This is a genomic window from Sphaerotilus mobilis (assembly GCF_004216565.1).
Taxonomy (GTDB): domain Bacteria; phylum Pseudomonadota; class Gammaproteobacteria; order Burkholderiales; family Burkholderiaceae_C; genus Sphaerotilus; species Sphaerotilus mobilis.
The window spans coordinates 249,264-270,132 of sequence record NZ_SGWV01000011.1 but is presented as its reverse complement, the minus strand read 5'-3'; the positions used below and the strand labels follow the sequence as shown (position 1 = coordinate 270,132).

Here is a 20,869-nt window from a genome sequence, read left to right as displayed (position 1 = left end):
GGAGAAACACCATGACCATGACCACCCGCCACCTGCCCATCGCCCTTGCCCTGGCCGCCCTCGGCTTCGCCAGTTCCGTCGCCCAAGCGGCCCACCTGCCGGCCGGCCCGCTGAGCTTCAGCGCCGCCCCGGTCGTCGTCGGCAGCGCCGATGCCGAGCGTCCGGTCATGCTGCTGGCCAGCAAGAGCGGCACTTCCTCGTCGGGCGGCTCGTCCAAGAGCTCGTCGTCGAACAGCGGTTCGTCGTCCAGCGGCAAGTCGTCGGGTTCGTCGTCGTCGGGCTCTTCGTCGAGCGGTTCCAGCTCCTCGTCGAGCGGCTCCAGCTCGTCGTCGGGCAGCTCGTCGTCGAGCGGCTCGTCCTCCAGCAGTTCCTCGTCCAGCAGCGACGACAGCGCCGGCCGCACGAGCAAGGGCCGTGGTTCGGACGACGCTCCCGGCCATGTCCGCCAAGGTCGTGGCACCGATGACGCCCCGGGCCACGTTCGCCAAGGTCGCGGCACCGATGACGCCCCGGGCCATGTCCGCCAGGGTCGTGGCACCGACGACGCCCCGGGCCATGTCCGTCAAGGTCGCGGCACCGATGACGCCGCAGGCGACGACAAGGGCGGTCAGCGCCCGAACGGCAGCGCCGACGACACGCCCAGCACCACCGAAGACGACCTGCTGCGCCGCAACCGCGGCCGTGGCACGGACGACGTCCAGCGCGGCTGATCGGTTCGGCGGTCGCACGACCGCCGACCTCGCCCAACCGGCCCGGCCGGACGGCGGCGACCTTCGGGTGGCCTGCCTGTCCGGCCGGGCTTTTTTGCGCGCCCCCTCAAACATGGGGGAATTTACCCACTTGTGACGAATGTGATGGGCAGACCGTGCCATCTGCACGGCGACCGCACCTTGCCGATCCTTAGACTGGTTTCGCGCCATCCGGAATCAGCCGCAGCGCATGTCACCACCCACCCGTCGAGCCAGGAGCCTTGCAGATGACCCGTCACCACCCCGCCCAACCGAACCACCGCCTGATCGACACCGCTCATCGCACCTGGACGGGACGTGGCCGTGCCACCGTGTTGGCCATCGGGCTGGGCGTGGCGATGTTCGGTCTGACCGGGCAGGCGTCGGCCCAAACGGCGATCAACTACAACGAGCTTGGCGCATCCACCGGTGGAACGCCGATGCCGTCGCCCCACGCGGGCCTGTCGTACGCCAACAGCAACTGGCACTTCATGACGCTGGCCAGCGCGCCGAGCGAGGTCTTCCTGGCCCTGTCGGGCGGTGCCGCCACGCTGCGCAAGGCCGACGGCAGCGCCTTCCTGTTTGACGGCGCCGATTTCTGGAGCCGCCGTGGCGTCGATGCCGGCGGAACCTTCCACTACGTGCTGCAACTCAAGGGCAAGGTGGTCTACGACGGCCGCACCGACAAGCGCGGCAAGATGCGATTCAGCGGCGCGAAGACGCTGATCCGCCCGAGCTACACCGGCCCGGTCGACTATGTCGCGATCGTGTTCGCCAAAACCGGCAAGGGTGGCGACTGGGACCAGCTGGCGATGGACAACGTGCGCGTGCGCCCGGCGCTCTGAGCAGCCGCGTCACGGCCAAGCACAAGGCCTGGGCCTGGGCCTGGACCAGGTTCAGCGTGACGGAGCCGGCCAGCGCAGCCGCAAGATGCCGGTGGCCAGCGCGGTGCCCAGCAGGATCACCGCACCGCCTCGCCACATCGCGCCGGTCACCGACTCGCCCAGGAACAGCGCGCCCCACAGGCTGCCGAACACCGGGATCATGAAGGTGACGGTGACCGTCCGCGACGCCCCGAGCCGGCCCAGCAACCTGAAGAACAGCAGGTTGGCTGCGGCGGTGCACAGCAAGGCGAGCGACACCGCCGCGCCCCAGGCACTGGTCGGCGGCGGCGTCTCGGGCCACAGCCACCAGGCCAGCGGTGCCAGCAGCACCCCCGAGACCGCCTGCGTGCCACCGGCGCCGACCCGCGCGCTGACGCCGGCCAGGTGACGCTTGGCGATGTTGGCCGCGAAGCCGTAACACAGCGCAGCCGACATCAGCGCCACCACCGCCCAGCCACTGCCACCAGGACGGAAGTCGGCCTTGTCGGCCGACAGCATCAACACCCCGCCAAAGCCGATCGCCAGACCCAGGCTGCGGCTGCGGTCCAGCCGGTCGCCCAGCCAGAGCGCCCCGACCAGCGCGGTGAAGATGGGCGTCGACGCATTGACGATGGCCGCGAAGCCGGCCGTCACCGACAGCGTCGCCCAGGCGATCAGCACGAAGGGCAGGCCCGAGTTGAGGATGCCGACGACGGCCACCGGCCGGATCTCGCGCCGCAGCTCGGCCCATTCGCCATGCCAGCACAGCAGCGGCACCAGCACCAACGCGGCCAGCGTCACCCGCAGCCAGATCAGCGGCACCGCGCCGAAGGCCGGCGCGGCATGGCGCATGAACAGGTAGGACGCGCCCCAGAGCGCCGCCAGCAGCACCATCTCGGCGATGTCGCGCGGCGTCATGCGCGCCACCGCCGTCATGCCGGCACCGCCTGGCCCGCCACCTCGTCCAACGGATCGAGCAGCAGGTCGGCCTGCCCGGCCTCGAAGGCCAGCAGCGCGACCTTGCGGTGCAGCCCGCCGGCATAGCCGGTCAGCGCGCCCTGGCCGCCGACCAGGCGATGGCAGGGGATCACCAGCGAGATCGGGTTGCGCCCGGTCGCCGCGCCGACCGCCCGCGAGGCCTGCGGCTTGCCCAGCCGCGCCGCCAGCTCGCCATAGCTCAGGCGCTGGCCATGGTCGATCTCGCACAGACCACGCCAGACGGCGCGCTGGAAAGGGGTGCCGACAGGGGCCAGCGGCAGCGCGAAATCGCGTCTCCGGCCGGCACACCAGGCGTCGAGCTGGCGGGCGGTCTCATGCAGCAGGGCGTCTGCATCGTCGCGCCGCCAGCCGGCCAAGGGGCCGTCGAAATGGCGCTGGCCCTCGAACCAGATGCCGGCCAGCCCGGCCTCGTTGGCGGCCAGCACCAACGGACCCAGCGCGATCTCGTGACGGGTCCAGCGGACGGCTGACGTGGCGGCCACGTCGAGGAATTCATGCGTGTTCATCGGGTGTCCTGAGCATCGGGTGATGCGGTCGGTTCGCTCGGCGGGGCACTGCGGGAAGCCAGCGCCTGTCGCCAGAGGTGCAAGGTGGCGTAGCCGCGCCAGGGTCGCCAGGCCTCGGCCCGGGCGTCGGCGGCGCGCACATCGCGGGGGCTGAACCGCGCCGGGTCTTCGGGCTGCAGGTCGCCGCGCTGCGCCAGCGCCTGCAACAGCACCCGGTCGCCGCTGGGCCAGGCATCCGGCCAGCCGAGCGCCTGCAGCGCGATGGTCTGTGCCGTCCAGGCGCCGATGCCGGGCAAGGCCTGCAGGGCGGCGAGTGTCGCCGCAAGGTCGGCGCTCGGCGCCAGGCTGATGCGCTCATCGGCCACGGCCTGGGCCAGCGCCAGCACGGCGCGTGCACGCTGGGCCACGATGCCCAGCCCGGCGATGTCGTCGAGCGTGCAGGCCGCCAGCCGCTGTGCCGACGGGAAGACCCGGTCCAGCGCCGGCCAGGGCGTCTCGATCGCATCGCCGAAGGCCCGTGCCAGCCGGGACGCGACGGTGCGCGCCGCCGCCACGCTGACCTGCTGGCCCAGCACCGCGCGCACGGCCATCTCGAACGGATCGGCCGCGCCGGGCAGGCGCAAGCCGGGCGCGGCGGCGCACAGGTCGCCCAGCACGGCGGCCACCGCCCGCGGGTCGCCGCCCAGATCGGCCAGCCGGCGCGCAGCGGCCAGCGCCTGCGGCAAGGCGCCGGCCAGGCTGGGCGACAGCGTCAGGCGCAGCGCCTCACGGTCCGGCGCGGCGCGCTGCAGGGCGATCCAGCCGAGGTGTTCACCACCCCGCGCCGTCAGGCGCAGCGTGCGGGCATAGACACGGCGATCGCCTGCAGCCAGCGCCGGGCGCTCGCCGTCCAGCCATTCCAGCCCCGGCACCGCGCGCAGCGCCTGGTCGTCCAGCCAGCCGGACCAGTCACACGGCGGACGCCAGGCCAGTTCGAAGCTCCAGCGGCCGGGGGTGTCGCGTGGGCCGTCGTGTGGGCCGTCGTGTGGGGTGTCGACCTCAACGTCGCGGGCAGCACGGTCACGGCGCTTGCGCAGGTCCTGCGGCGCGAGGCGGTAGCGCTGTCGGAACAGGTCATTGAAGCGCCGCAGGCTGCCAAAGCCCGCCGCCAGCGCGACCTCGCCGATCGGCAGGTCGGTGTCGGCCAGCAGGCGCTTGGCATGAAGCAGGCGCTGCGTCTGGGCATAGTCGATCGGGCTGACGCCCCAGGTCGCCTGGAAGACCCGCCGCAGATGCCGGTCGGTGATGCCCAGCCGGGCGGCGAGCTGCGGCAGGTCGCCGTCATCCAGTTCACCGGCCTCGATGCGCCGGGCTGCGGCCCAGGCCAGCTGCGACGGCATGTCCAGCGCGGCCAGCCCCGGCGCCAGTTCCGGCCGGCAGCGCAGACAGGGTCGGAAGCCGGCCGCCTCTGCCGCAGCCGCATGGCGGTAGTAGCGGCAGTTCTCAGGCCGTGGCGAGCGGACCCGGCAGACCGGTCGGCAATAGATGCCGGTCGATCGCACCGCGACGAAGAACTGCCCGTCGAAGCGCGCATCACGCGCCAGCAAGGCGGCGTGACAGGCCTCGGGATCGAGCCGATCGATGGCTTGGGCGCGTTGAGGTGGCTCGATCCGGGGGTCCATGCGACACGATCATACTCAGCGCCCAGCCGCAGGCTCGCCGTTTTCGGACCTGGAAATCGCGTCCCACCCTGGCCGCTGCGCTCGCATCGCGAGCGGCTTGCGGACCTGCGAGCGTGACCGATCTGGCAAGGCCGCCGGCTCCGCACCAACTGGATCGATGTCAAGGTTCAGGTCGACACGACGCGGCCGATAAGCACAGGTCAACCACAGCCTGCGCAAGGTCTCCACGGCCTTCCACCCCGTCACGTGTCGCCCGTCGAGCCCCTCCTCATCCGCCAGATCCGGCGCATCCCCATTGCCGCACGCCTGGGCGCGGCATTCGCGCTCGTGCTGCTGGTGCTGGGCATCGTGCTGGCGCAGGCGCTGGCGCAGACCACCGCCACGCAGCGGGCGGTCGACACCATCACCCAGGACACGCTGCACCAGGTCATGCTGGCCCAGCGGACCCAGAACACCGCGCAGATCGGCGCCGAGCACCTCTACGCGCTCTTTGTCGTCGACCAGCCTGAGGCCCGCGCCGCGCTGCGTCAGCATGTCGACGCGAGTGCCCGCGCCCAACAGGTCGCCTATGACGCACTGCTCGACGGCAGCCTCGCCAGTGGCCTGCAGGGCGATGGGCTCGGCCGTGTCGTGCAGGCCCGCAGCCACTACATCGAGGCCTTCGACGAGGCGCTCGCCAGCCTGGCGGTCGACACCGCCCATGCCCGCCCGGTGATGGTCCACCGGACCATGCCGGCGCTACACGAACTGCAACTCGCGCTGGAGGACCTGATCGAGCAGCGCGCCCGCCGCGCCGGGGACGACATCGCCCGGCTGCGCGCGCTGCACGAGGCCGTGCGGCTGCGCCTGCTGGCGATCGGCGCGGCGGCCGTGCTGCTCGCGCTGGCCTCGGCCTTGTTGATCACCCGCTCGATCGCCCGGCCGCTGCGCGAGGTCGTCGCGCTGGCCGATGCGATCTCGGCCGGTCGGCTCGACACCGCCTTGCCGCCAGCGGCCGATGACGAGGTCGGTCGCCTGACCGCCGCGATGGACCAGATGCGCCTGAGCCTGGCGCGCCGCGAGGCCCGCATCGCCGAGCTGGCCTTCCGCGACGAGCTGACCGGCCTGGCCAACCGCACGCTGTTCAGCAACCGGCTGGAGACCGCCCTGCAGCAGTCCAGCCAGCAGGGCAATGCGCTGTCGGTGCTGGTGCTCAACCTCGACCGCTTCAAGCAGGTCAATGAGGTGCTGGGCCACCGGCTTGGCGACGAGGTGCTCGCGGAGGTTGCCATCCGGCTGCGCGACACGCTCTCGCGCACCACCGACGCGATCGCCCGCCTCGGCGGCGACGAGTTCGGCGTGCTGCTGCCCACCCGCGACCCGCAGGCCGCCCTGGCGCTGGGCCGTCGTGTGCTGGCCGCGCTGGAGGCGCCCGTGCCGGTCCAGGGCCAGCGCGTCGATGTCAGCGCCAGCATCGGCATCGCCTGTGCCGACCGCGAGGGGCTCAACCCGGCCCAGTTGATGGCGCGCGCCGACCTGGCCATGAACGAGGCCAAGTCGGCCAACCATGGCGTGCGTCTGTTCGAGCCCGGCATGGAGCGCCACATCGAACACGGTCTGACGCTGTTGAGCGACCTGCGCCGGGCGGCCGAGGCCGACGAGTTCTTCCTGCTCTTCCAGCCCAAGCTGCGCCTGGACGATGGCCGTTGCGACGCCGCCGAGGTGCTGGTGCGCTGGCGTCATCCGCAGCGCGGCATCGTGCCGCCGGACCGCTTCATCCCGTTTGCCGAACAGACCGGCGCGATCAAGGCCATCACCCGCTGGGTGCTGGGCCATGCCTTGCTGCAACTGGCGCAGTGGCACCGCGAGGGCTGGGCGGGCCTGTCGCTGAACGTCAACGTGTCGACCCGTGACCTGATGCAGCCGGACTTCCCGGCCCAGGTCGAACGCGCCTTGCGCCATGCCGGCGTGGCGGCCGGCCACCTCTGCCTGGAGGTCACGGAGAGCGCCATCATGGACGACCCGCTGCTGGCGATGGACTGCCTGCAGGCCCTGAACCGCCTGGGCGTGCGCCTGGCGATCGACGACTTCGGCACCGGCTATTCCTCGCTGGCCTACCTGAAGAAGCTGCCGGTGCAGGAGCTGAAGATCGACCGCTCCTTCATCAGCAGCCTGGACCGCGACGAGGCCGACGTCACCATCGTGCGCTCGACCATCGACATGGCCCATCACATGGGCCTGAGCGTGGTCGCCGAGGGCATCGAGACCGAGGCCGTCAGCCAGCGCCTGCGCGCCTTCGGCTGCGACCAGGCCCAGGGCTATCTCTACAGCCGACCGCTGTCGTCGACCGACTTCGTCGACTGGCTGCGCCAGCATCGCAGCGGCGTGGCTCGTCTGACGGCGCCGGTCGCCGCCTGATCAACTGCCCCGATAGGTGCTGTAGCTCCACGGGCTCGCCAGCAGCGGCACGTGGTAGTGCGCCGCCGTGTCGGCGATGCCGAAGTCCAGCGGGACCTCGCCGAGGAAGGGCGGATCGGCCTGCACCGTGCCGCGCGCGGCGAAGTAGGCCGAGACGGCGAAGACCAGGCGGTAGCGGCCGACCTGCAGCGTGTCGCCTTCGAGCAGCGGGCCGTCGGCACGGCCGTCGTGGTTCAGCGTGATGGCCTTGAGCGGCTGCGCCCGGCCGTCATCGTCCAGGCGGAAGAGCGTCACGGCCATGCCGGCGGCGGGGCAGCCGTGGGCGGTGTCGAGCACGTGGGTGGTGAGTTTTCCCATCGGGTGTCCTGTCGGGTTGGAACGCTTGCGCGGTGTACAAAAGTGTATACACTTGAGCACACACGTCAACCCACCAGACCCCGGAAGCCACGTCGATGCCCGCCGTCCGCAAGCCCCGCAGCAGCAGCGCCGCCGAGGTCGACGAGGGCCTCGCCGAAGCAGCCCAGACCGATGGGAAGCCAGGCTCGGCCAGCGTCACCGACCGCATCGTCGAGTCCATCACCACGGCCATCATCGAGCGCCGCCTGATGCCCGGCACCAAGCTGGCCGAACAGCAGATCGCCGACATCTTCCAGGTCTCGCGCACCCTTGTGCGCCAGGCCCTCAACCAGCTCAGCCGCGACCATCTGGTGACGCTCGAGCCGGCGCGCGGTGCGCACGTCGCCCAGCCCAGCGTCGAGGAGGCCCAGCAGGTCTTCGCGGTGCGCGGCATGCTGGAAGCGGCGATGGTGCGCGAGCTGTGCGCCGTCATCACCGACGCCCAGATCGCCGAGCTGCGCCGCCACCTGCGCGACGAGGCGAATGCGGTCGTGCGCACCGACGTCTCCGGCCGCACCCGGCTGCTGGCCGACTTCCACGTCAAGCTGGCCCGGCTGCTCGGCAACGAGGTGCTGGCCCAGTTGCTGGCCGACCTGCTGTCGCGCTCCTCGCTGATCTCGCTGATGTACCAGAGCGCCCATTCGGCCGAGCACTCGCAGGCCGAGCACGTCGAGATCGTCGATGCGCTCGAGAAGCGCGACGTCCGCGCCGCCGTGCGCCTGATGCAGCAGCACCTGGGCAACGTCGAGCGCAACCTGCGCCTGAACCCGCGCGTGCCCGATCTGGCCAGCGCCTTGCGCCCCCCTTCCCTCCCAACCCCGCCGACACCATGACCGAACCGACCCCCGCCAGCCTCCCGCGCTATCCCCGCGACCTGCGCGGCCACGGCCGCCACCCGCCCCATGCGCAATGGCCGGGCCAGGCCCGCGTGGCCGTCCAGTTCGTCCTGAACTACGAGGAAGGTGGCGAGAACAGCGTGCTGCACGGCGACGCCGGCAGCGAGCAGTTCCTCTCCGAGATGTTCAACCCGCCAGCCTTCCCGGACCGTCACCTGTCGATGGAGGGCATCTACGAATACGGCTCGCGCGTGGGCGTCTGGCGCATCCTGCGCGAGTTCGAGCGGCGTGGCCTGCCGCTGACCATCTTCGGCGTGTCGATGGCGCTGGAACGCTGCCCCGACGTGACCCAGGCCTTCGTCGAACTCGGCCACGAGATCGCCTGCCACGGCTGGCGCTGGATCCACTACCAGAACGTCGACGCCGAGACCGAACGCGCCCACCTGCGCACCGGCATGGACATCATCGAGCGCCTGACCGGCGAGCGTCCGCTGGGCTGGTACACCGGCCGCGACAGCCCCCGCACCCGCCGCCTGGTGGCCGATCACGGCGGCTTCGCCTACGACAGCGACTACTACGGCGACGACCTGCCCTTCTGGCTGCAGGTGCGCAAGACCGACGGCGCGCTGGCCCCGCACCTGGTCGTGCCCTACACGCTGGACTGCAACGACATGCGCTTCGCGCTGCCGCAGGGCTATTCGCATGGCGACGAGTTCTTCCAATACCTCAAGGACGCCTTCGACGTGCACTGGGCCGAAGGCGACGAACGGCCGTCGATGATGTCGATCGGCATGCACTGCCGCCTGCTGGGCCGGCCCGGCCGCATGAAAGCGCTGCAGCGCTTCTTGGACCATGTGCAGGCGCACGACCGCGTCTGGGTCACGCGCCGCATCGACATCGCCAATCACTGGCGCCAGACCCACCCTTTCGACGCGTCCACCGCGTTCATCTGGGAATGAGGACCGCTTCGACATGCTGACCCTCGATCACCTCAACGGCCTGTCGCAGGCCGACTTCACGCAGGCACTGGACGGCACCTACGAACACTCGCCCTGGATCGCCGAAGCGGCCTGGGCGCAGCGGCCCTTCGTGTCGCTGGGGGCCCTCAAGCACGCCATGGTCACGGTGCTCGCACAAGCCGGCGTCGAGGCCCAGTTGCGGCTGATCCGAGCCCACCCGGAGCTCGCCGGCAAGGCCATGGTCAGCAAGAGCCTGACGGCCGAGTCGACGAACGAACAGGGCAAGGCCGGCCTGACCGACTGCACGCCGGCCGAGTTCGCCCACATCCAGCAGCTCAATGCCGACTACAACGCGAGGTTCGGCTTTCCCTTCATCCTCGCGGTGCGCGGTCCGCGTGGCCTGGGGCTGAACCGCCACGAGATCATCGCGACCTTCGAGCGCCGCCTGCGCCACCCGGTCGACATCGAACGTGCCGAGGCGCTGCGCAACATCCACCGCATCGCCGAGATCCGCCTGAACGACAAGTTCGGCGTCGAGCCCACGCTGGGCAACCTGGTGTGGGACTGGGCCGAGAAGCTGGCACAGCACAGCGACGTCGACGGCGCCCTGACCGTCACCTACCTGACCGATGCCCACCGCGCCTGCGCCCAGCGCCTGGCGCACGGCATGCGCGAGGACTGCGGCTTCGACGAGGTCTCGATCGATGCGGTCGGCAACGTCGTCGGCATCTACCACGGCAGCGATCCTTCAGCGCCACGCCTGCTGACCGGCAGCCACTACGACACCGTGCGCAACGGCGGCAAGTACGACGGCCGGCTCGGCATCCTGGTGGCCATGGCCTGCGTGCGCGAGCTGCACCGCGCCGGTCGGCGCCTGCCCCACGGGCTCGAAGTGATCGGCTTCGCCGAAGAGGAAGGCCAGCGCTACAAGGCCACCTTCCTGGGCTCCAGCGCCGTCACCGGCCACTTCGACAGCACATGGCTGGACCAGACCGATGCCGACGGCATCACGATGCGCCAGGCCATGCAGCACGCCGGCCTGTGCGTCGACGACATCGGCAAGGTGGCGCGCGACCCGACGCGCTACCTCGGCTTCGTCGAGGTCCACATCGAGCAGGGCCCGGTGCTCAGCGAGCTGGACCTGCCGCTGGGCATCGTGCGCTCGATCAACGGCAGCGTGCGCTACACCGGCGAGGTCATCGGCATGGCCAGCCACGCCGGCACCACGCCGATGGACCGGCGCCGCGACGCCGCCGTGGCGGTCGCCGAACTGGCGCTCTATGTCGAGCGCCGCGCCGCCTCGGTCCCCGACGTGGTCGGCACCATCGGCATGCTGGCCGTGCCGGCAGGCTCGATCAACGTCGTGCCCGGTCGCTGCGCGTTCAGCCTGGACCTGCGCGCCACCACCAACGCCGCCCGCGACGCGCTGGCCGACGACGTGCGCGCCGAACTGGCCCGCATCTGCGAGCGACGTGGCCTGCAGTTCACGCTGGAAGAAACCATGCGCGCCTCGGCCGCCCCGAGCGCACCGGCGTGGCAGGCGCGCTGGGAAGCCGCCGTTGCCGCCCTCGGCCTGCCGCTGCACCGCATGCCCAGCGGGGCCGGCCACGACGCGATGAAGCTGCACGAGGTCATGCCACAGGCCATGTTGTTCGTGCGCGGCCTGAACGCGGGCATCAGCCACAACCCGCTCGAATCGAGCACCAACGACGACATCGATCTGAGCGTGCGGGCCTTCTTGCACCTGCTCGAACACCTCGCCTGAGATCGAACCACATCCCCCCGCCTCAACCGACCGCCTCAACCGCCCGGAAAGCCCGACATGAGCGACTCGCCTGACCACGCTGTTCCCACCGCCAGCGCCACCCCTTCCTACGCCGCCCTCGACCGCTGGATCGACGAGCACTTCGACGAGCAGGTGCGCTTCCTGCAGGAACTCGTGCGCGTGCCGACCGACACGCCGCCCGGCAACAACGCGCCCCACGCGGAACGCACCGCCGAGCTGCTCGCCGCCATGGGCCTGGTCGCCGAGAAACACGCCGTGCCGGCCGAGGCCGTGCGCGCCGCCGGGCTCGAATCCATCACCAACCTGATCGTGCGCCGCCGCTATGCCGAGGGCGGCCCGGTGATCGCCCTGAACGCCCACGGCGACGTGGTCCCGCCGGGCGAAGGCTGGACACATGGCCCCTACAGCGGCGACGTCGCCGACGGCAAGCTCTATGGCCGCGCCGCAGCGGTCAGCAAGTGCGACTTCTCGACCTTCACCTACGCGGTGCGGGCGGTCGAGGCACTGGCTCAGTCGATGAGCCCGTCGAGCCAGAACCCGCTCAAGGGCGGCGTAGAGCTGCACTTCACCTACGACGAGGAATTCGGCGGCGAGCTGGGCCCCGGCTGGCTGCTGGACCACGGCCTCACCAAGCCCGACTTCGAGATCGCCGCCGGCTTCAGCTACCAGGTCGTGACGGCCCACAACGGCTGTCTGCAGATGGAGGTGACGGTGCACGGCGTGATGGCCCATGCCGCCATTCCCGACAGCGGCGTCGACGCGCTGCAGGGCGCCACCGCCGTGCTCAACGCGCTGTATGCGCAGAACGTGCTCTACAAGCAGGTGCGCTCGTCGGTCAAGGGCATCACCCACCCCTACCTCAACGTCGGCCTGATCCAGGGCGGCACCAACACCAACGTGATCCCCGGCAAGGTCGTGATCAAGCTCGATCGCCGCATGATCCCCGAGGAGAACCCGCACGAGGTCGAGGCCACGCTGCACGCCGTCATCCGCGCGGCAGCGGCCACGGTGCCCGGCGTCACGGTCGACATCAAGCGCATGCTGATGGCGCACGCGCTCAAGCCGCTGGCCGGCAACCGGCCGCTGGTCGAGGCCCTGCAGCGCCACGGCGAGGAGGTCTTCGGCGAGCCCATCCCCGAGTCCGGCACGCCGCTCTACACCGATGTGCGGCTGTACTGCGAGCGCGGCATCCCGGCGGTGATCTACGGCGCCGGCCCGCGCACCGTGCGCGAGTCCAACGCCAAGCGGGCCGATGAGCACATCGTGCTGGACGACCTGCGACGTGCCACGAAGGTCGTCGCGCGCACCTTGCTGGACCTGCTGCGCTGATCTGGCGCGGGGCGTGCCTCAAGGCACGCCCAGACGCACCGCTTTGGCGCGTCGACCGTGCGCATGGTTCTTGCACCCTGGACTGGGCTCACTCCAAACCCCCAGCCAGGACGCCACCATGCACCACGATGACCGCTCGCAAGCCCTGCCCCGCCGCCGCGCACTGGACCTGTCCATCCGCCTGATCTGCAGCCTCGCCGCCGGCGCATCGATGGCACTGGCCGCCGTCAGCCCGGCGCTGGCGCAAGAGACCGCCATCAAGTTCCAGCTCGACTGGCGCTTCGAGGGTCCGGCCGCACTGTTCCTGGTGCCGGCCACCAAGGGCTATTACAAGGCCGAGAAGCTCACCGTCACCGTCGACGCCGGCAACGGCTCGGGCGGCACCGTCACCCGCGTGGCCTCGGGTGCCTATGACATGGGCTTTGCGGACCTGGCCGCATTGATGGAGTTCCACGCCAACAACCCGACGGTGCCCAACAAGCCGGTCGCCGTCATGATGGTCTACAACAACACGCCGGCGGCGGTGCTGGCCCTGAAGAAGAGCGGCATCAGCAAGCCCTCGGACCTCAGCGGCAAGAAGCTCGGTGCGCCGGTCTTCGACGCCGGCCGCAAGGCCTGGCCGATCTTCGCGGCCGAGAACAAGATCACCAACGTGGCCTGGACCGCGATGGACCCGCCGCTGCGCGAGACCATGCTGGTGCGCGGCGACATCGACGCGATCACCGGCTTTTCCTTCACCTCGCTGCTCAACCTCGAAGCCCGCGGCGTCAAGACCGAGGACATCGTGGTGCTGCCCTACCCGCAGCACGGCGTGAAGCTCTACGGCAACGCGATCATCGTCGGCGAGGACTTCCTCAAGAAGAACCCGGACGCGGTGAAGGCCTTCCTGCGCGCCTTCACCAAGGGCCTGAAGGACGTCATCGCCGACCCGGCTGCAGCGGTCGCCACCGTCAAGGAACGCGATGGCATCGTCAATGCCGCGCTGGAGACCCGCCGCTTGCAGCTGGCGCTGGACGCCACCGTGCTGACGCCGGACGCGCGCGCCGAAGGCTTCGGCGAGGTCAAGGGCCCGCGCCTGGCGCTGATGGCCAGTCAGGTCTCGGACGCGTTTGCCACCAAGGAACGGGTCAACGTTGCCGCGATCTGGAACGGCAGTTTCCTGCCGAGCGCGGCCGAGCGCGACATCTTCGGGGCCAAGAAGAAGTGAGCGCCTTCGTCGACTTTGATGGCGTCTGGCTCGCCTACAACGACGAGTTGGAAGCCGCCGGCCACTACGCCGTCGAGGACATCAACCTGAAGGTCCACGAGGGCGAGTTCATCGCCATCGTCGGCCCGTCGGGCTGTGGCAAGTCGACCTTCATGAAGCTGGCGACGGGCCTCAGGCGGCCCAGTCGCGGCACGGTCGTGATCGACGGCCGCGAGGTCGACGGTCCGCTGAAGATCACCGGCATGTCCTTCCAGGCGCCCAGCCTGCTGCCCTGGCGCACGACGGTGGCCAACGTCATGCTGCCGCTGGAGATCGTCGAACCCTGGCGCAGCTCGTTTCGCCAGAAGCGCGATGAATACGAGCAAAAAGCCCGCGCGCTGCTGCAGCGCGTCGGCCTGGGCGGCTATGAGGACAAGTTCCCGTGGCAGCTCTCCGGCGGCATGCAGCAGCGCGCGTCGATCTGCCGCGCGCTGATCCACGAGCCCAAGATGCTGCTGCTCGACGAGCCCTTCGGCGCGCTCGATGCCTTCACCCGCGAAGAGCTGTGGTGCGTGCTGCGCGACCTGCAGGCGACGCAGAAGTTCAACGTCATCCTGGTCACGCACGACCTGCGCGAGAGCGTCTTCCTCGCCGACACGGTCTACGTCATGAGCAAGAGCCCCGGCCGCTTCGTGGTCCGCCGCGAGATCGACCTGCCGCGTCCGCGTGACCTGGAGCTGACCTACACACCCGAGTTCACCGCCATCGTGCATGAGCTGCGCGGCCACATCGGCGCGATCCGCCAGAACCGCACGGAGGCCACGCCATGAGCAGCCTGCAGACGACACGCGCACGCCGCCTCGAACAAGCCTCGCCCTGGCTCCTGCTGGTCGCCACGCTGCTGATCTGGCAGCTGCTGTGCAGCGGCCTGGGCGTGTCGGAGTTCATCTTCCCCAGCCCCTGGGCGATCGCGCAGGCGATCGCCGAACACGGCAAGACCATCGCCGGCCACGCCTGGCGCACCTTCTGGGTGACGATGGCCGGCTTCGGCCTGTCCATCGTCGTGGGCGTGCTGTTGGGCTTCCTGATCGGCAGCTCGCGCATGGCCTACACCGCCGTCTACCCGTTGATGACGGCCTTCAACGCCCTGCCCAAGGCCGCCTTCGTGCCCATCCTGGTGGTGTGGTTCGGCATCGGGGTTGGCCCGGCCGTGCTGACCGCCTTCCTGATCAGCTTCTTCCCCATCATGGTCAACATCGCCACCGGTCTGGCAACGCTGGAGCCCGAGTTGGAAGACGTGCTGCGCGTGCTGGGCGCCAAGCGCTGGGACGTGCTGATCAAGGTCGGCCTGCCGCGCTCGATGCCCTACTTCTACGGCTCGCTGAAGGTCGCCATCACGCTCGCCTTCGTCGGCACCACGGTCTCGGAGATGACCGCTGCCAACGAGGGCATCGGCTACCTCCTGATCAGCGCCGGCAGTTCCATGCAGATGGGCCTGGCCTTCGCCGGCCTGGTGGTGGTCGGTGCCATGGCCATGGCCATGTACGAGCTGTTCTCGGTGGTCGAGCGCCGCACGACGGGCTGGGCACATCGGGGGTCGCAGGGGCATTGAAGCGCGACGAGCGAGACGGCAGACTGTTGCCATGACGACACCCGACGACCCTACTGCCGCCCCTACGCCCGCTCCTACTCCAGCCCAGCTGGCGCGCTGGCTGCGCGCCGCCAACGACATCGCCGCACAGGCACTGGCACAAGGCCATCACCCCTTCGGTGCGCTGTTGATCGGGCCGGACGGCGAGACGGTGCTGCTCACGCAGGGCAACGTCGACAGCGTCAACCATGCCGAGGCGGTGCTGGCGCGCGAGGCGGCCCGCCGCTTCGATGCCCACACGCTCTGGCGCAGCACGCTGGTGACCACCGTCGAGCCCTGCTGCATGTGTGCCGGCACGCAGTACTGGGCCCACATCGGCCGGCTGGTCTACGGCATGTCCGAGGCCCGCCTGCTCCACCTGACCGGCAACCACGCCGAGAACCCGACGCTGGACCTGCCCTGCCGCGATGTCTTCGCACGCGGCCAGAAGGCCATCGGCGTCTGGGGCCCGGTGCCCGAGGTCGAAGACGAGATCGCCGCGCTGCACCGTGATTTCTGGCGCCTGCGCTGAGGCCGCATCACCCACTGATGTGTGCTCGCCATAAATAAATGGGTGCTACCCCGCACAAACAGGCTATCCTGCAGCCACAGACATGCACCAAGGCCGTTTCTTCAAGGTCTTGCTCCTCTTCCGCAGTGGTTCACAACCTCTCGCAGGTTGCACCGATCACCGCCGGCCAAGTCTTCCAACTCCCGGTTTGACGTTTCTTGAGTGTTGCTGTCCCCGCAGGCGTTTGCCGGCGGGTGTTTTTGTTTTTTCCGACACACACAAAGGAAACTCCCATGAGCACGACTCAACAAGGCACGGTCAAGTGGTTCGACGACGGCAAGGGCTTCGGCTTCATCACGCCGGCTGACGGCTCCAAGGACCTGTTCGCCCACCACAGCGAAATCCGCAACGGCGGCGGCTTCCGCAGCCTGCAGGAAAACCAGAAGGTCGAGTTCGAAGTCAAGCAAGGCCCGAAGGGCCTGCAAGCCGCGAACATCAAGCCGATGTAATCAGCCCACGACCAGCCGCCCGCGCTGCGGGTGGCTCAGTCGATGAGCCTGATGCGAAAGCCGCCCCTTCGGGCGGCTTTTTTCATGCCTGGCACGCGACCTGCAAAGACCGCTGCACGTCGAGTAGAAGCGTTCACCCCCGCACCTGGCCCGAGGCCGGTGCTGCGTGCGGCCGGAAATTGCTCGGTTCCCTTCACCACGCTGGTCCACCCGACCGGAAGGAGACCCCATGCTGACCGCGCAACAAGCCGTCTTCCGCCGCTTCTGGCACGCCGTGATGCCCTTGACCGACCTGGCCGACGGACCGCGTCCGTTCACGCTGCTGGGCGAGGCGATCGTGCTCTTCCTCGATGAACACGGCCAACCCGCCGCGCTGAAGGACCGCTGCTGCCACCGCACCGCCAAGCTGTCCCTGGGCTGGTGCAAGGGCGGCACGATCCAGTGCGGCTATCACGGCTGGCGCTATGACCGCAGCGGTCGTGTCATCGAGATCCCGCAGTACCCGCCCGAGCGGGCCATCCCGCCCGACTACTGCACGCCCGCGTATCGCTGCGTGGCCCGCCACGGCTATGCCTGGGTCGCGCTGGTCGGCCCGGACGAGGCGCCGCTGGCCGACATCCCCGACATCCCCGAGTTCGGCGCGCCGGGCTGGCGCACCATCTTCCAGTTCCACGAGACCTGGGCCTGCAGCCCGCTGCGGGCGCTGGAGAACAGCTTCGACAACTCGCACTTCAGCTTCGTGCACCGCGCGACCTTCGGCGTCGCGGCCCAGCCGGCGCCGAGCCGCTACGAGCTGGTGACGACCGAGGCCGGCTTCCATGCCGAGACGGTGATCGCCGCCGTCAACCCGCCCGCCTTTCAGCGCATCAGCGGCGTGAGCGAGCCCATCACCACGCGCCACATGCGCAATGCCTACTACCTGCCCTTCTCGCGCCGGCTGGACATCGAGTACCCCGGCGGGGTGCGCCACGTCATCATCAACTGCTTCACGCCCATCGACGACGGCCACATCCAGCTCTGCCAATGGCTGTTCCGCAACGACACCGAGGAAGACTGCCCGGCGCAACTGCTGATCGACTTCGATGCCGAGATCACGCGCGAGGACAAGGCCATCCTGGAGTCGACCGATCCGGACGCGCTGGTCGACACACGCCGGCGCGGCGTCGAGTTCTCGATGGACAGCGACCGGCCCGGCATGCTGATCCGCAAGCACCTGATGGAACTGCTGGCGCGCCACGGCGAGTCCGAGGTGCACCGCTGAGGTTGGTCGCGGCGATGTGTCCCGGTGCACCGCGCCTGTCGCCGGTGCATGAAGGCCACGATCCCCGCGATACACGGCTGGCACGGCCCATGCATTGATCTCGCACAAGAGTAGAAGCGTTCAGCCACCCGCCTCGGGTGGCAGGAAATTGCTCTTGACCAGCCGGTGTGGCTCATCGCGTGAGCCACGCCAAGTTCTGGTGTTGCACCCGGCGTGACCCGTCGCGGCAGTGGCCGCGCAGCGCGCGGGTGCGGCATCGACCTGATCAAGAACCGACGCACGTCCACCGTGAAGATCCTGCTGCTCTGGTGCCACCCCGATCCAAACAGCTACAGCGCCGCGCTGCGGCAGACGGCAGCGGACGCCCTGCGCGAGGCTGGCCACGAGCTGCGCGAGGTCGACCTCTACGCCCTGCATGCGCAAGGCCAGTTCGACCCGGTGCTGAGCCCGGATGAGAAGCGCAGCTACCTGGTCGACACCGACCGCAACATCGCGGCGGTGCAGCCCCATGTGGACGCGCTGCGTTGGGCCGAGGGCTGGGTGGTCGTCTACCCGACCTGGATGTACGGCCCGCCGGCCCTGCTCAAGGGCTGGCTGGACCGGGTCTTCCTGCCGGGCGTGAGCTTCGGCCTGGGCGGCTCGCGGCACCGGCCGATCGTCGGCGCGCTGACCAACATCCGCTGGTTCTGCGGCATCACGACCTCGGGCTCGCCGTGGTGGTGGCTGCGCTGGATCGGCGACCCGGGCCGGCGCCTGTTCCTGCGCGGCCTGAAGCCGCTGTATGCCCGTGGCTGCCGCACCACCTGGCTGCAGCTGCATGCGATGAACTATGCCAGTCACGCGGACCGCAGCCGTTTCCTGGCGCGTGTGCGCCACACGCTGTCGCGGGTGCGCGCCTGAGGAGGATGCCGATGAACACGCAGGACATCGCCCAACCCTTGGCCCGCTACAGCGCCTATCGGCGTTGTGGCGACTGGCTGCTGCTGTCGGGCGTGATCGCGGTCGATCCGGCCGCCGGCCGCATCGTGCGCGGCTATGACGACATCCCGCCCGAGGCCCAGGCGCTGCTCGGGCGCAGCCACGAGTTTTCGACCGACTGGCGCGAGGGGCCGATCCTGGCGCAGAGTTGGTATGTGCTGGACCGCATCCGCGCCACGGTGGAGAGCGCCGGTGCGCGCATGGACCAGGTCGTCAAGCTGGTGCAGTACTTCCGCGACCTGGACCACTTCCCGAACTACAGCCGCGTGCGCAAGCTCTTCTTCCCCGGCCTGCCGCCCGCGTCGACCGTGGTGGAGGTCAGCGCGATGCTGCCGTCGCCGGACATCCTGGTCGAGGTCGAGGCCACCGTCTGGCTCGGCACGCCCGATGCATAGCCCCACCCAGGAGTGACCCGATGCTGCATGGCGACATCCCCCCGCACCGCTTCCTGCCCTATCTGAGCTGGACGGCCATCGAGGCCCTGCCCGACCGTGCCAACACGGTGATCGTGCTGGCCGCGGGCACCATCGAGCAGCATGGCCCGCACCTGCCCTGCGCGGTCGATGCGCTGATCGCCGCCGGTGTCGTTGGCGCGGCGCTGCAGCGGCTGGATGCGGCCGTGCCGGCCTATGCGCTGCCCCCGCTGACCTACGGCAAGTCCGATGAACACACACACTTCCCGGGCACGCTGACGACCAGTGGCGCGACGCTGCAGGCCCTGGTCGAGGACATCGGCGAGTCGGTCTGGCGGGCGGGCTTTCGCAAGCTGCTGATCGTCAATGCCCACGGCGGCCAGCCGCAGGTGATGGACATGGCAGCCCGTGCGCTGCGGCTGCGCCACGGCGACTTCGTGGTCGTGCCGCACTTCACCTGGCGCGTGCCGAATGTGGCCCACCGCTACCTCGATGAACGCGAGCGCCGCCTGGCCATGCACGCTGGCCATGCCGAGACCGCGCTGATCCTGGCGCTGGCGCCCGAGACGGTCCACATGGACCGGGCGGTGGCGCACTACCCGCGCGAGTTCCCGCGTTCGCTGTCACCCGACGGCCGGCCCACCGCCGCCTGGGTCGCCCGCGACTTCGGCCCGAGCGGCGTCATCGGCGACCCGCACCCGGCCACGCGCGAGCAGGGCCTCGCCATCCTCGACTCGCTGGCCGACAGCTGGGCCGCTGCCATCACCGACCTGCACCGGCTGGACTGGCCAGCGCGGGAGGTCGATTGATGCGCGCTCCCCCAGAACACGCTCACGCACACATCCCCGCAGACCCACACATTCACCGTCCCCAACCTCAACCCCGGAGCCTCGCCATGCCCACGTTCCTTCGTTCGTCGCGCACCCTCGGCCGTCTCATGCTGATCGGTGCTGTGGCCCTTGCCACGCACACGCAAGCCCAGGCGCAGGAGAAGTTCACCTACCTGACCAACTGGTACGCACAGGCCGAACACGGCGGCTTCTACCAGGCACTCGCCACCGGCCTCTACAAGAAGGCCGGCCTGGACGTGACCGTGAAGATGGGCGGCCCGCAGGTCAACGGCCTGCAGCTGATCGCCGCCGGCGCGGCCGATTGCTACATGGGCTACGACACGCAGACCATGAAGGCGCGCGAGCAGGGCGTGCCGGCCATGACGGTCGCGGCCTCGTTCCAGAAGGACCCGCAGGTGCTGCTGGCGCACCCCCATGTCAAGAAGCTGGAGGACCTCAAGGGCAAGACGGTGCTGATCTCCTCGTCGGCCCATTCGACCTTCTGGCCGTGGCTGAAGACCACCTACGGCTACACCGACGACATGGCCAAGCCCTACACCTTCAACGTGCAGCCCTTCATGGCCGACAAGGAGATCGCGCAGCAGGGCTACCTCTCCAGCGAGCCCTTCAAGATCGAGAAGGAAGGCAAGTTCAAGCCCAGCGTCTTCCTGCTGTCGGACTTCGGCTGGCCGCCCTACTCGACCTCGGTGGTCTGCATGGAGAAGACCGTCAAGGAGCGCAAGGCCGTGGTGGCCGCCTTCGTCAAGGCGACGATGGAAGGCTGGAAGTCCTACCTCACGGGGGACCCGTCACCGGCCAATGCGCTGATCAAGAAGGACAACCCGAACATGACCGACGACGTCATCGCCAACGGCATCGCCAAGATGAAGGAGACCGGCATGGTCATGGGCGGGGACGCCGCCAAGCTCGGCATCGGCATCATGACCGACGAGCGCATGAAAAAGACCTACGACATGATGGTCGCCAACAAGCTGCTGGATGCCTCGAAGGTCGACCTCAAGACGGTCTACACCACCGAGTTCGTCAAGGACCTGAAGATCATGCCCTGAGGTCGCCATGCCCTATCAGCC

21 protein-coding genes are annotated in these 20,869 nt (G+C 69.6%); 17 read left to right on the top strand and 4 right to left on the bottom strand.

What is annotated here, in order from left to right:
• Nucleotides 1–11: 11 nt before the first annotated feature.
• Nucleotides 12–710, top strand: coding sequence for a hypothetical protein (locus EV685_RS20815; RefSeq protein ID WP_207224852.1), 699 nt, complete (start codon nt 12–14; stop codon nt 708–710).
• A gap of 266 nt (nt 711–976) precedes the next feature.
• A complete protein-coding gene (locus EV685_RS16445) occupies nt 977–1,573 on the top strand; it encodes a PEP-CTERM sorting domain-containing protein (RefSeq protein WP_130483125.1) in 597 nt (198 codons plus the stop codon).
• A 51-nt stretch (nt 1,574–1,624) separates the two neighbouring features.
• Here the strand turns inward: EV685_RS16445 and EV685_RS16440 are convergent, their stop codons facing one another.
• The 3 genes from EV685_RS16440 to EV685_RS16430 are packed head-to-tail and all read right to left on the bottom strand — an operon-like array spanning nt 1,625 to nt 4,757.
• A complete protein-coding gene (locus EV685_RS16440) occupies nt 1,625–2,509 on the bottom strand; it encodes a DMT family transporter (protein ID WP_130483124.1) in 885 nt (294 codons plus the stop codon).
• 14 nt (nt 2,510–2,523) lie between these two features.
• Nucleotides 2,524–3,096 carry a methylated-DNA--[protein]-cysteine S-methyltransferase gene (locus EV685_RS16435; RefSeq protein ID WP_130483123.1) on the bottom strand — a complete coding sequence of 191 codons (573 nt, stop codon included), beginning with the start codon at nt 3,094–3,096 and terminating at the stop codon, nt 2,524–2,526.
• Nucleotides 3,093–4,757 (bottom strand): Ada metal-binding domain-containing protein, encoded by a 1,665-nt coding sequence (locus EV685_RS16430; protein ID WP_130483122.1) that lies wholly within the window; start codon nt 4,755–4,757, stop codon nt 3,093–3,095. The genes EV685_RS16435 and EV685_RS16430 overlap by 4 nt, the downstream gene beginning before the upstream one ends.
• A gap of 246 nt (nt 4,758–5,003) precedes the next feature.
• On the opposite strand from EV685_RS16430, the gene EV685_RS16425 reads away from it, so the two are divergent.
• A complete protein-coding gene (locus tag EV685_RS16425; protein ID WP_130483121.1) occupies nt 5,004–7,154 on the top strand; it encodes a putative bifunctional diguanylate cyclase/phosphodiesterase in 2,151 nt (716 codons plus the stop codon).
• Here EV685_RS16425 and uraH read toward each other — a convergent pair whose 3' ends face one another.
• Nucleotides 7,155–7,511 carry a hydroxyisourate hydrolase gene (gene uraH / locus EV685_RS16420; protein ID WP_130483120.1) on the bottom strand — a complete coding sequence of 119 codons (357 nt, stop codon included), beginning with the start codon at nt 7,509–7,511 and terminating at the stop codon, nt 7,155–7,157.
• Nucleotides 7,512–7,606: 95 nt separating this feature from the next.
• Here uraH and EV685_RS16415 point away from each other — a divergent pair, with 95 nt between their 5' ends.
• The 14 genes from EV685_RS16415 to EV685_RS16350 all read left to right on the top strand — a co-directional run bounded on the left by EV685_RS16415 (nt 7,607) and on the right by EV685_RS16350 (nt 20,848).
• Nucleotides 7,607–8,383, top strand: coding sequence for a GntR family transcriptional regulator (locus tag EV685_RS16415; protein WP_242615631.1), 777 nt, complete (start codon nt 7,607–7,609; stop codon nt 8,381–8,383).
• A complete protein-coding gene (gene puuE / locus EV685_RS16410) occupies nt 8,380–9,345 on the top strand; it encodes an allantoinase PuuE (RefSeq protein ID WP_130483119.1) in 966 nt (321 codons plus the stop codon). The genes EV685_RS16415 and puuE overlap by 4 nt, the downstream gene beginning before the upstream one ends.
• Before the next feature lie 13 nt (nt 9,346–9,358).
• Nucleotides 9,359–11,110 (top strand): 2-oxo-4-hydroxy-4-carboxy-5-ureidoimidazoline decarboxylase, encoded by a 1,752-nt coding sequence (gene uraD / locus EV685_RS16405; protein WP_130483118.1) that lies wholly within the window; start codon nt 9,359–9,361, stop codon nt 11,108–11,110.
• A 57-nt stretch (nt 11,111–11,167) separates the two neighbouring features.
• Nucleotides 11,168–12,460: a M20/M25/M40 family metallo-hydrolase gene (locus EV685_RS16400; protein WP_130483117.1), complete on the top strand. Its 1,293-nt coding sequence runs from the start codon at nt 11,168–11,170 to the stop codon at nt 12,458–12,460.
• A gap of 211 nt (nt 12,461–12,671) precedes the next feature.
• A complete protein-coding gene (locus EV685_RS16395) occupies nt 12,672–13,667 on the top strand; it encodes an ABC transporter substrate-binding protein (RefSeq protein WP_130483385.1) in 996 nt (331 codons plus the stop codon).
• Nucleotides 13,664–14,476 carry an ABC transporter ATP-binding protein gene (locus EV685_RS16390; protein ID WP_130483116.1) on the top strand — a complete coding sequence of 271 codons (813 nt, stop codon included), beginning with the start codon at nt 13,664–13,666 and terminating at the stop codon, nt 14,474–14,476. Before EV685_RS16395 ends, EV685_RS16390 begins: the two co-directional genes overlap by 4 nt.
• Nucleotides 14,473–15,258, top strand: a complete 786-nt coding sequence (locus EV685_RS16385) for an ABC transporter permease (protein ID WP_130483115.1) — start codon at nt 14,473–14,475, stop codon at nt 15,256–15,258. The genes EV685_RS16390 and EV685_RS16385 overlap by 4 nt, the downstream gene beginning before the upstream one ends.
• A 31-nt stretch (nt 15,259–15,289) precedes the next feature.
• Nucleotides 15,290–15,808 (top strand): nucleoside deaminase, encoded by a 519-nt coding sequence (locus EV685_RS16380; protein ID WP_130483114.1) that lies wholly within the window; start codon nt 15,290–15,292, stop codon nt 15,806–15,808.
• A gap of 272 nt (nt 15,809–16,080) precedes the next feature.
• The gene (locus EV685_RS16375) at nt 16,081–16,296 is read left to right on the top strand and encodes a cold-shock protein (RefSeq protein ID WP_130483113.1); all 216 of its coding nucleotides are present in this window, start codon (nt 16,081–16,083) and stop codon (nt 16,294–16,296) included.
• Between the two features lie 229 nt (nt 16,297–16,525).
• Nucleotides 16,526–17,557, top strand: a complete 1,032-nt coding sequence (locus EV685_RS16370; RefSeq protein ID WP_130483112.1) for an aromatic ring-hydroxylating dioxygenase subunit alpha — start codon at nt 16,526–16,528, stop codon at nt 17,555–17,557.
• Between the two features lie 288 nt (nt 17,558–17,845).
• Complete coding sequence (locus EV685_RS16365) at nt 17,846–18,457, top strand: NAD(P)H-dependent oxidoreductase (protein WP_165396830.1); 612 nt, start codon at nt 17,846–17,848, stop codon at nt 18,455–18,457.
• A gap of 11 nt (nt 18,458–18,468) precedes the next feature.
• Complete coding sequence (locus tag EV685_RS16360) at nt 18,469–18,930, top strand: RidA family protein (RefSeq protein ID WP_165396829.1); 462 nt, start codon at nt 18,469–18,471, stop codon at nt 18,928–18,930.
• A gap of 20 nt (nt 18,931–18,950) precedes the next feature.
• Nucleotides 18,951–19,757, top strand: a complete 807-nt coding sequence (locus EV685_RS16355) for a creatininase family protein (RefSeq protein ID WP_130483109.1) — start codon at nt 18,951–18,953, stop codon at nt 19,755–19,757.
• A gap of 86 nt (nt 19,758–19,843) precedes the next feature.
• Nucleotides 19,844–20,848, top strand: a complete 1,005-nt coding sequence (locus tag EV685_RS16350; RefSeq protein WP_420820836.1) for an ABC transporter substrate-binding protein — start codon at nt 19,844–19,846, stop codon at nt 20,846–20,848.
• Nucleotides 20,849–20,869: the final 21 nt, after the last annotated feature.

Bases quoted from the DNA above. Each gene is read 5' to 3' on its own strand.
- EV685_RS16370 (WP_130483112.1), top strand. From the start codon at position 16,526: ATGCTGACCGCGCAACAAGCCGTCTTCCGCCGCTTCTGGCACGCCGTG.
- EV685_RS16360 (WP_165396829.1), top strand. From the start codon at position 18,469: ATGAACACGCAGGACATCGCCCAACCCTTGGCCCGCTACAGCGCCTAT.
- EV685_RS16430 (WP_130483122.1), bottom strand. From the start codon at position 4,757: ATGGACCCCCGGATCGAGCCACCTCAACGCGCCCAAGCCATCGATCGG.
- uraD (WP_130483118.1), top strand. From the start codon at position 9,359: ATGCTGACCCTCGATCACCTCAACGGCCTGTCGCAGGCCGACTTCACG.
- EV685_RS16385 (WP_130483115.1), top strand. From the start codon at position 14,473: ATGAGCAGCCTGCAGACGACACGCGCACGCCGCCTCGAACAAGCCTCG.
- EV685_RS16355 (WP_130483109.1), top strand. From the start codon at position 18,951: ATGCTGCATGGCGACATCCCCCCGCACCGCTTCCTGCCCTATCTGAGC.
- EV685_RS16445 (WP_130483125.1), top strand. From the start codon at position 977: ATGACCCGTCACCACCCCGCCCAACCGAACCACCGCCTGATCGACACC.
- EV685_RS16380 (WP_130483114.1), top strand. From the start codon at position 15,290: ATGACGACACCCGACGACCCTACTGCCGCCCCTACGCCCGCTCCTACT.
- puuE (WP_130483119.1), top strand. From the start codon at position 8,380: ATGACCGAACCGACCCCCGCCAGCCTCCCGCGCTATCCCCGCGACCTG.
- EV685_RS16350 (WP_420820836.1), top strand. From the start codon at position 19,844: ATGCCCACGTTCCTTCGTTCGTCGCGCACCCTCGGCCGTCTCATGCTG.
- uraH (WP_130483120.1), bottom strand. From the start codon at position 7,511: ATGGGAAAACTCACCACCCACGTGCTCGACACCGCCCACGGCTGCCCC.
- EV685_RS16375 (WP_130483113.1), top strand. From the start codon at position 16,081: ATGAGCACGACTCAACAAGGCACGGTCAAGTGGTTCGACGACGGCAAG.
- EV685_RS16395 (WP_130483385.1), top strand. From the start codon at position 12,672: ATGGCACTGGCCGCCGTCAGCCCGGCGCTGGCGCAAGAGACCGCCATC.
- EV685_RS20815 (WP_207224852.1), top strand. From the start codon at position 12: ATGACCATGACCACCCGCCACCTGCCCATCGCCCTTGCCCTGGCCGCC.
- EV685_RS16440 (WP_130483124.1), bottom strand. From the start codon at position 2,509: ATGACGCCGCGCGACATCGCCGAGATGGTGCTGCTGGCGGCGCTCTGG.
- EV685_RS16400 (WP_130483117.1), top strand. From the start codon at position 11,168: ATGAGCGACTCGCCTGACCACGCTGTTCCCACCGCCAGCGCCACCCCT.
- EV685_RS16415 (WP_242615631.1), top strand. From the start codon at position 7,607: ATGCCCGCCGTCCGCAAGCCCCGCAGCAGCAGCGCCGCCGAGGTCGAC.
- EV685_RS16435 (WP_130483123.1), bottom strand. From the start codon at position 3,096: ATGAACACGCATGAATTCCTCGACGTGGCCGCCACGTCAGCCGTCCGC.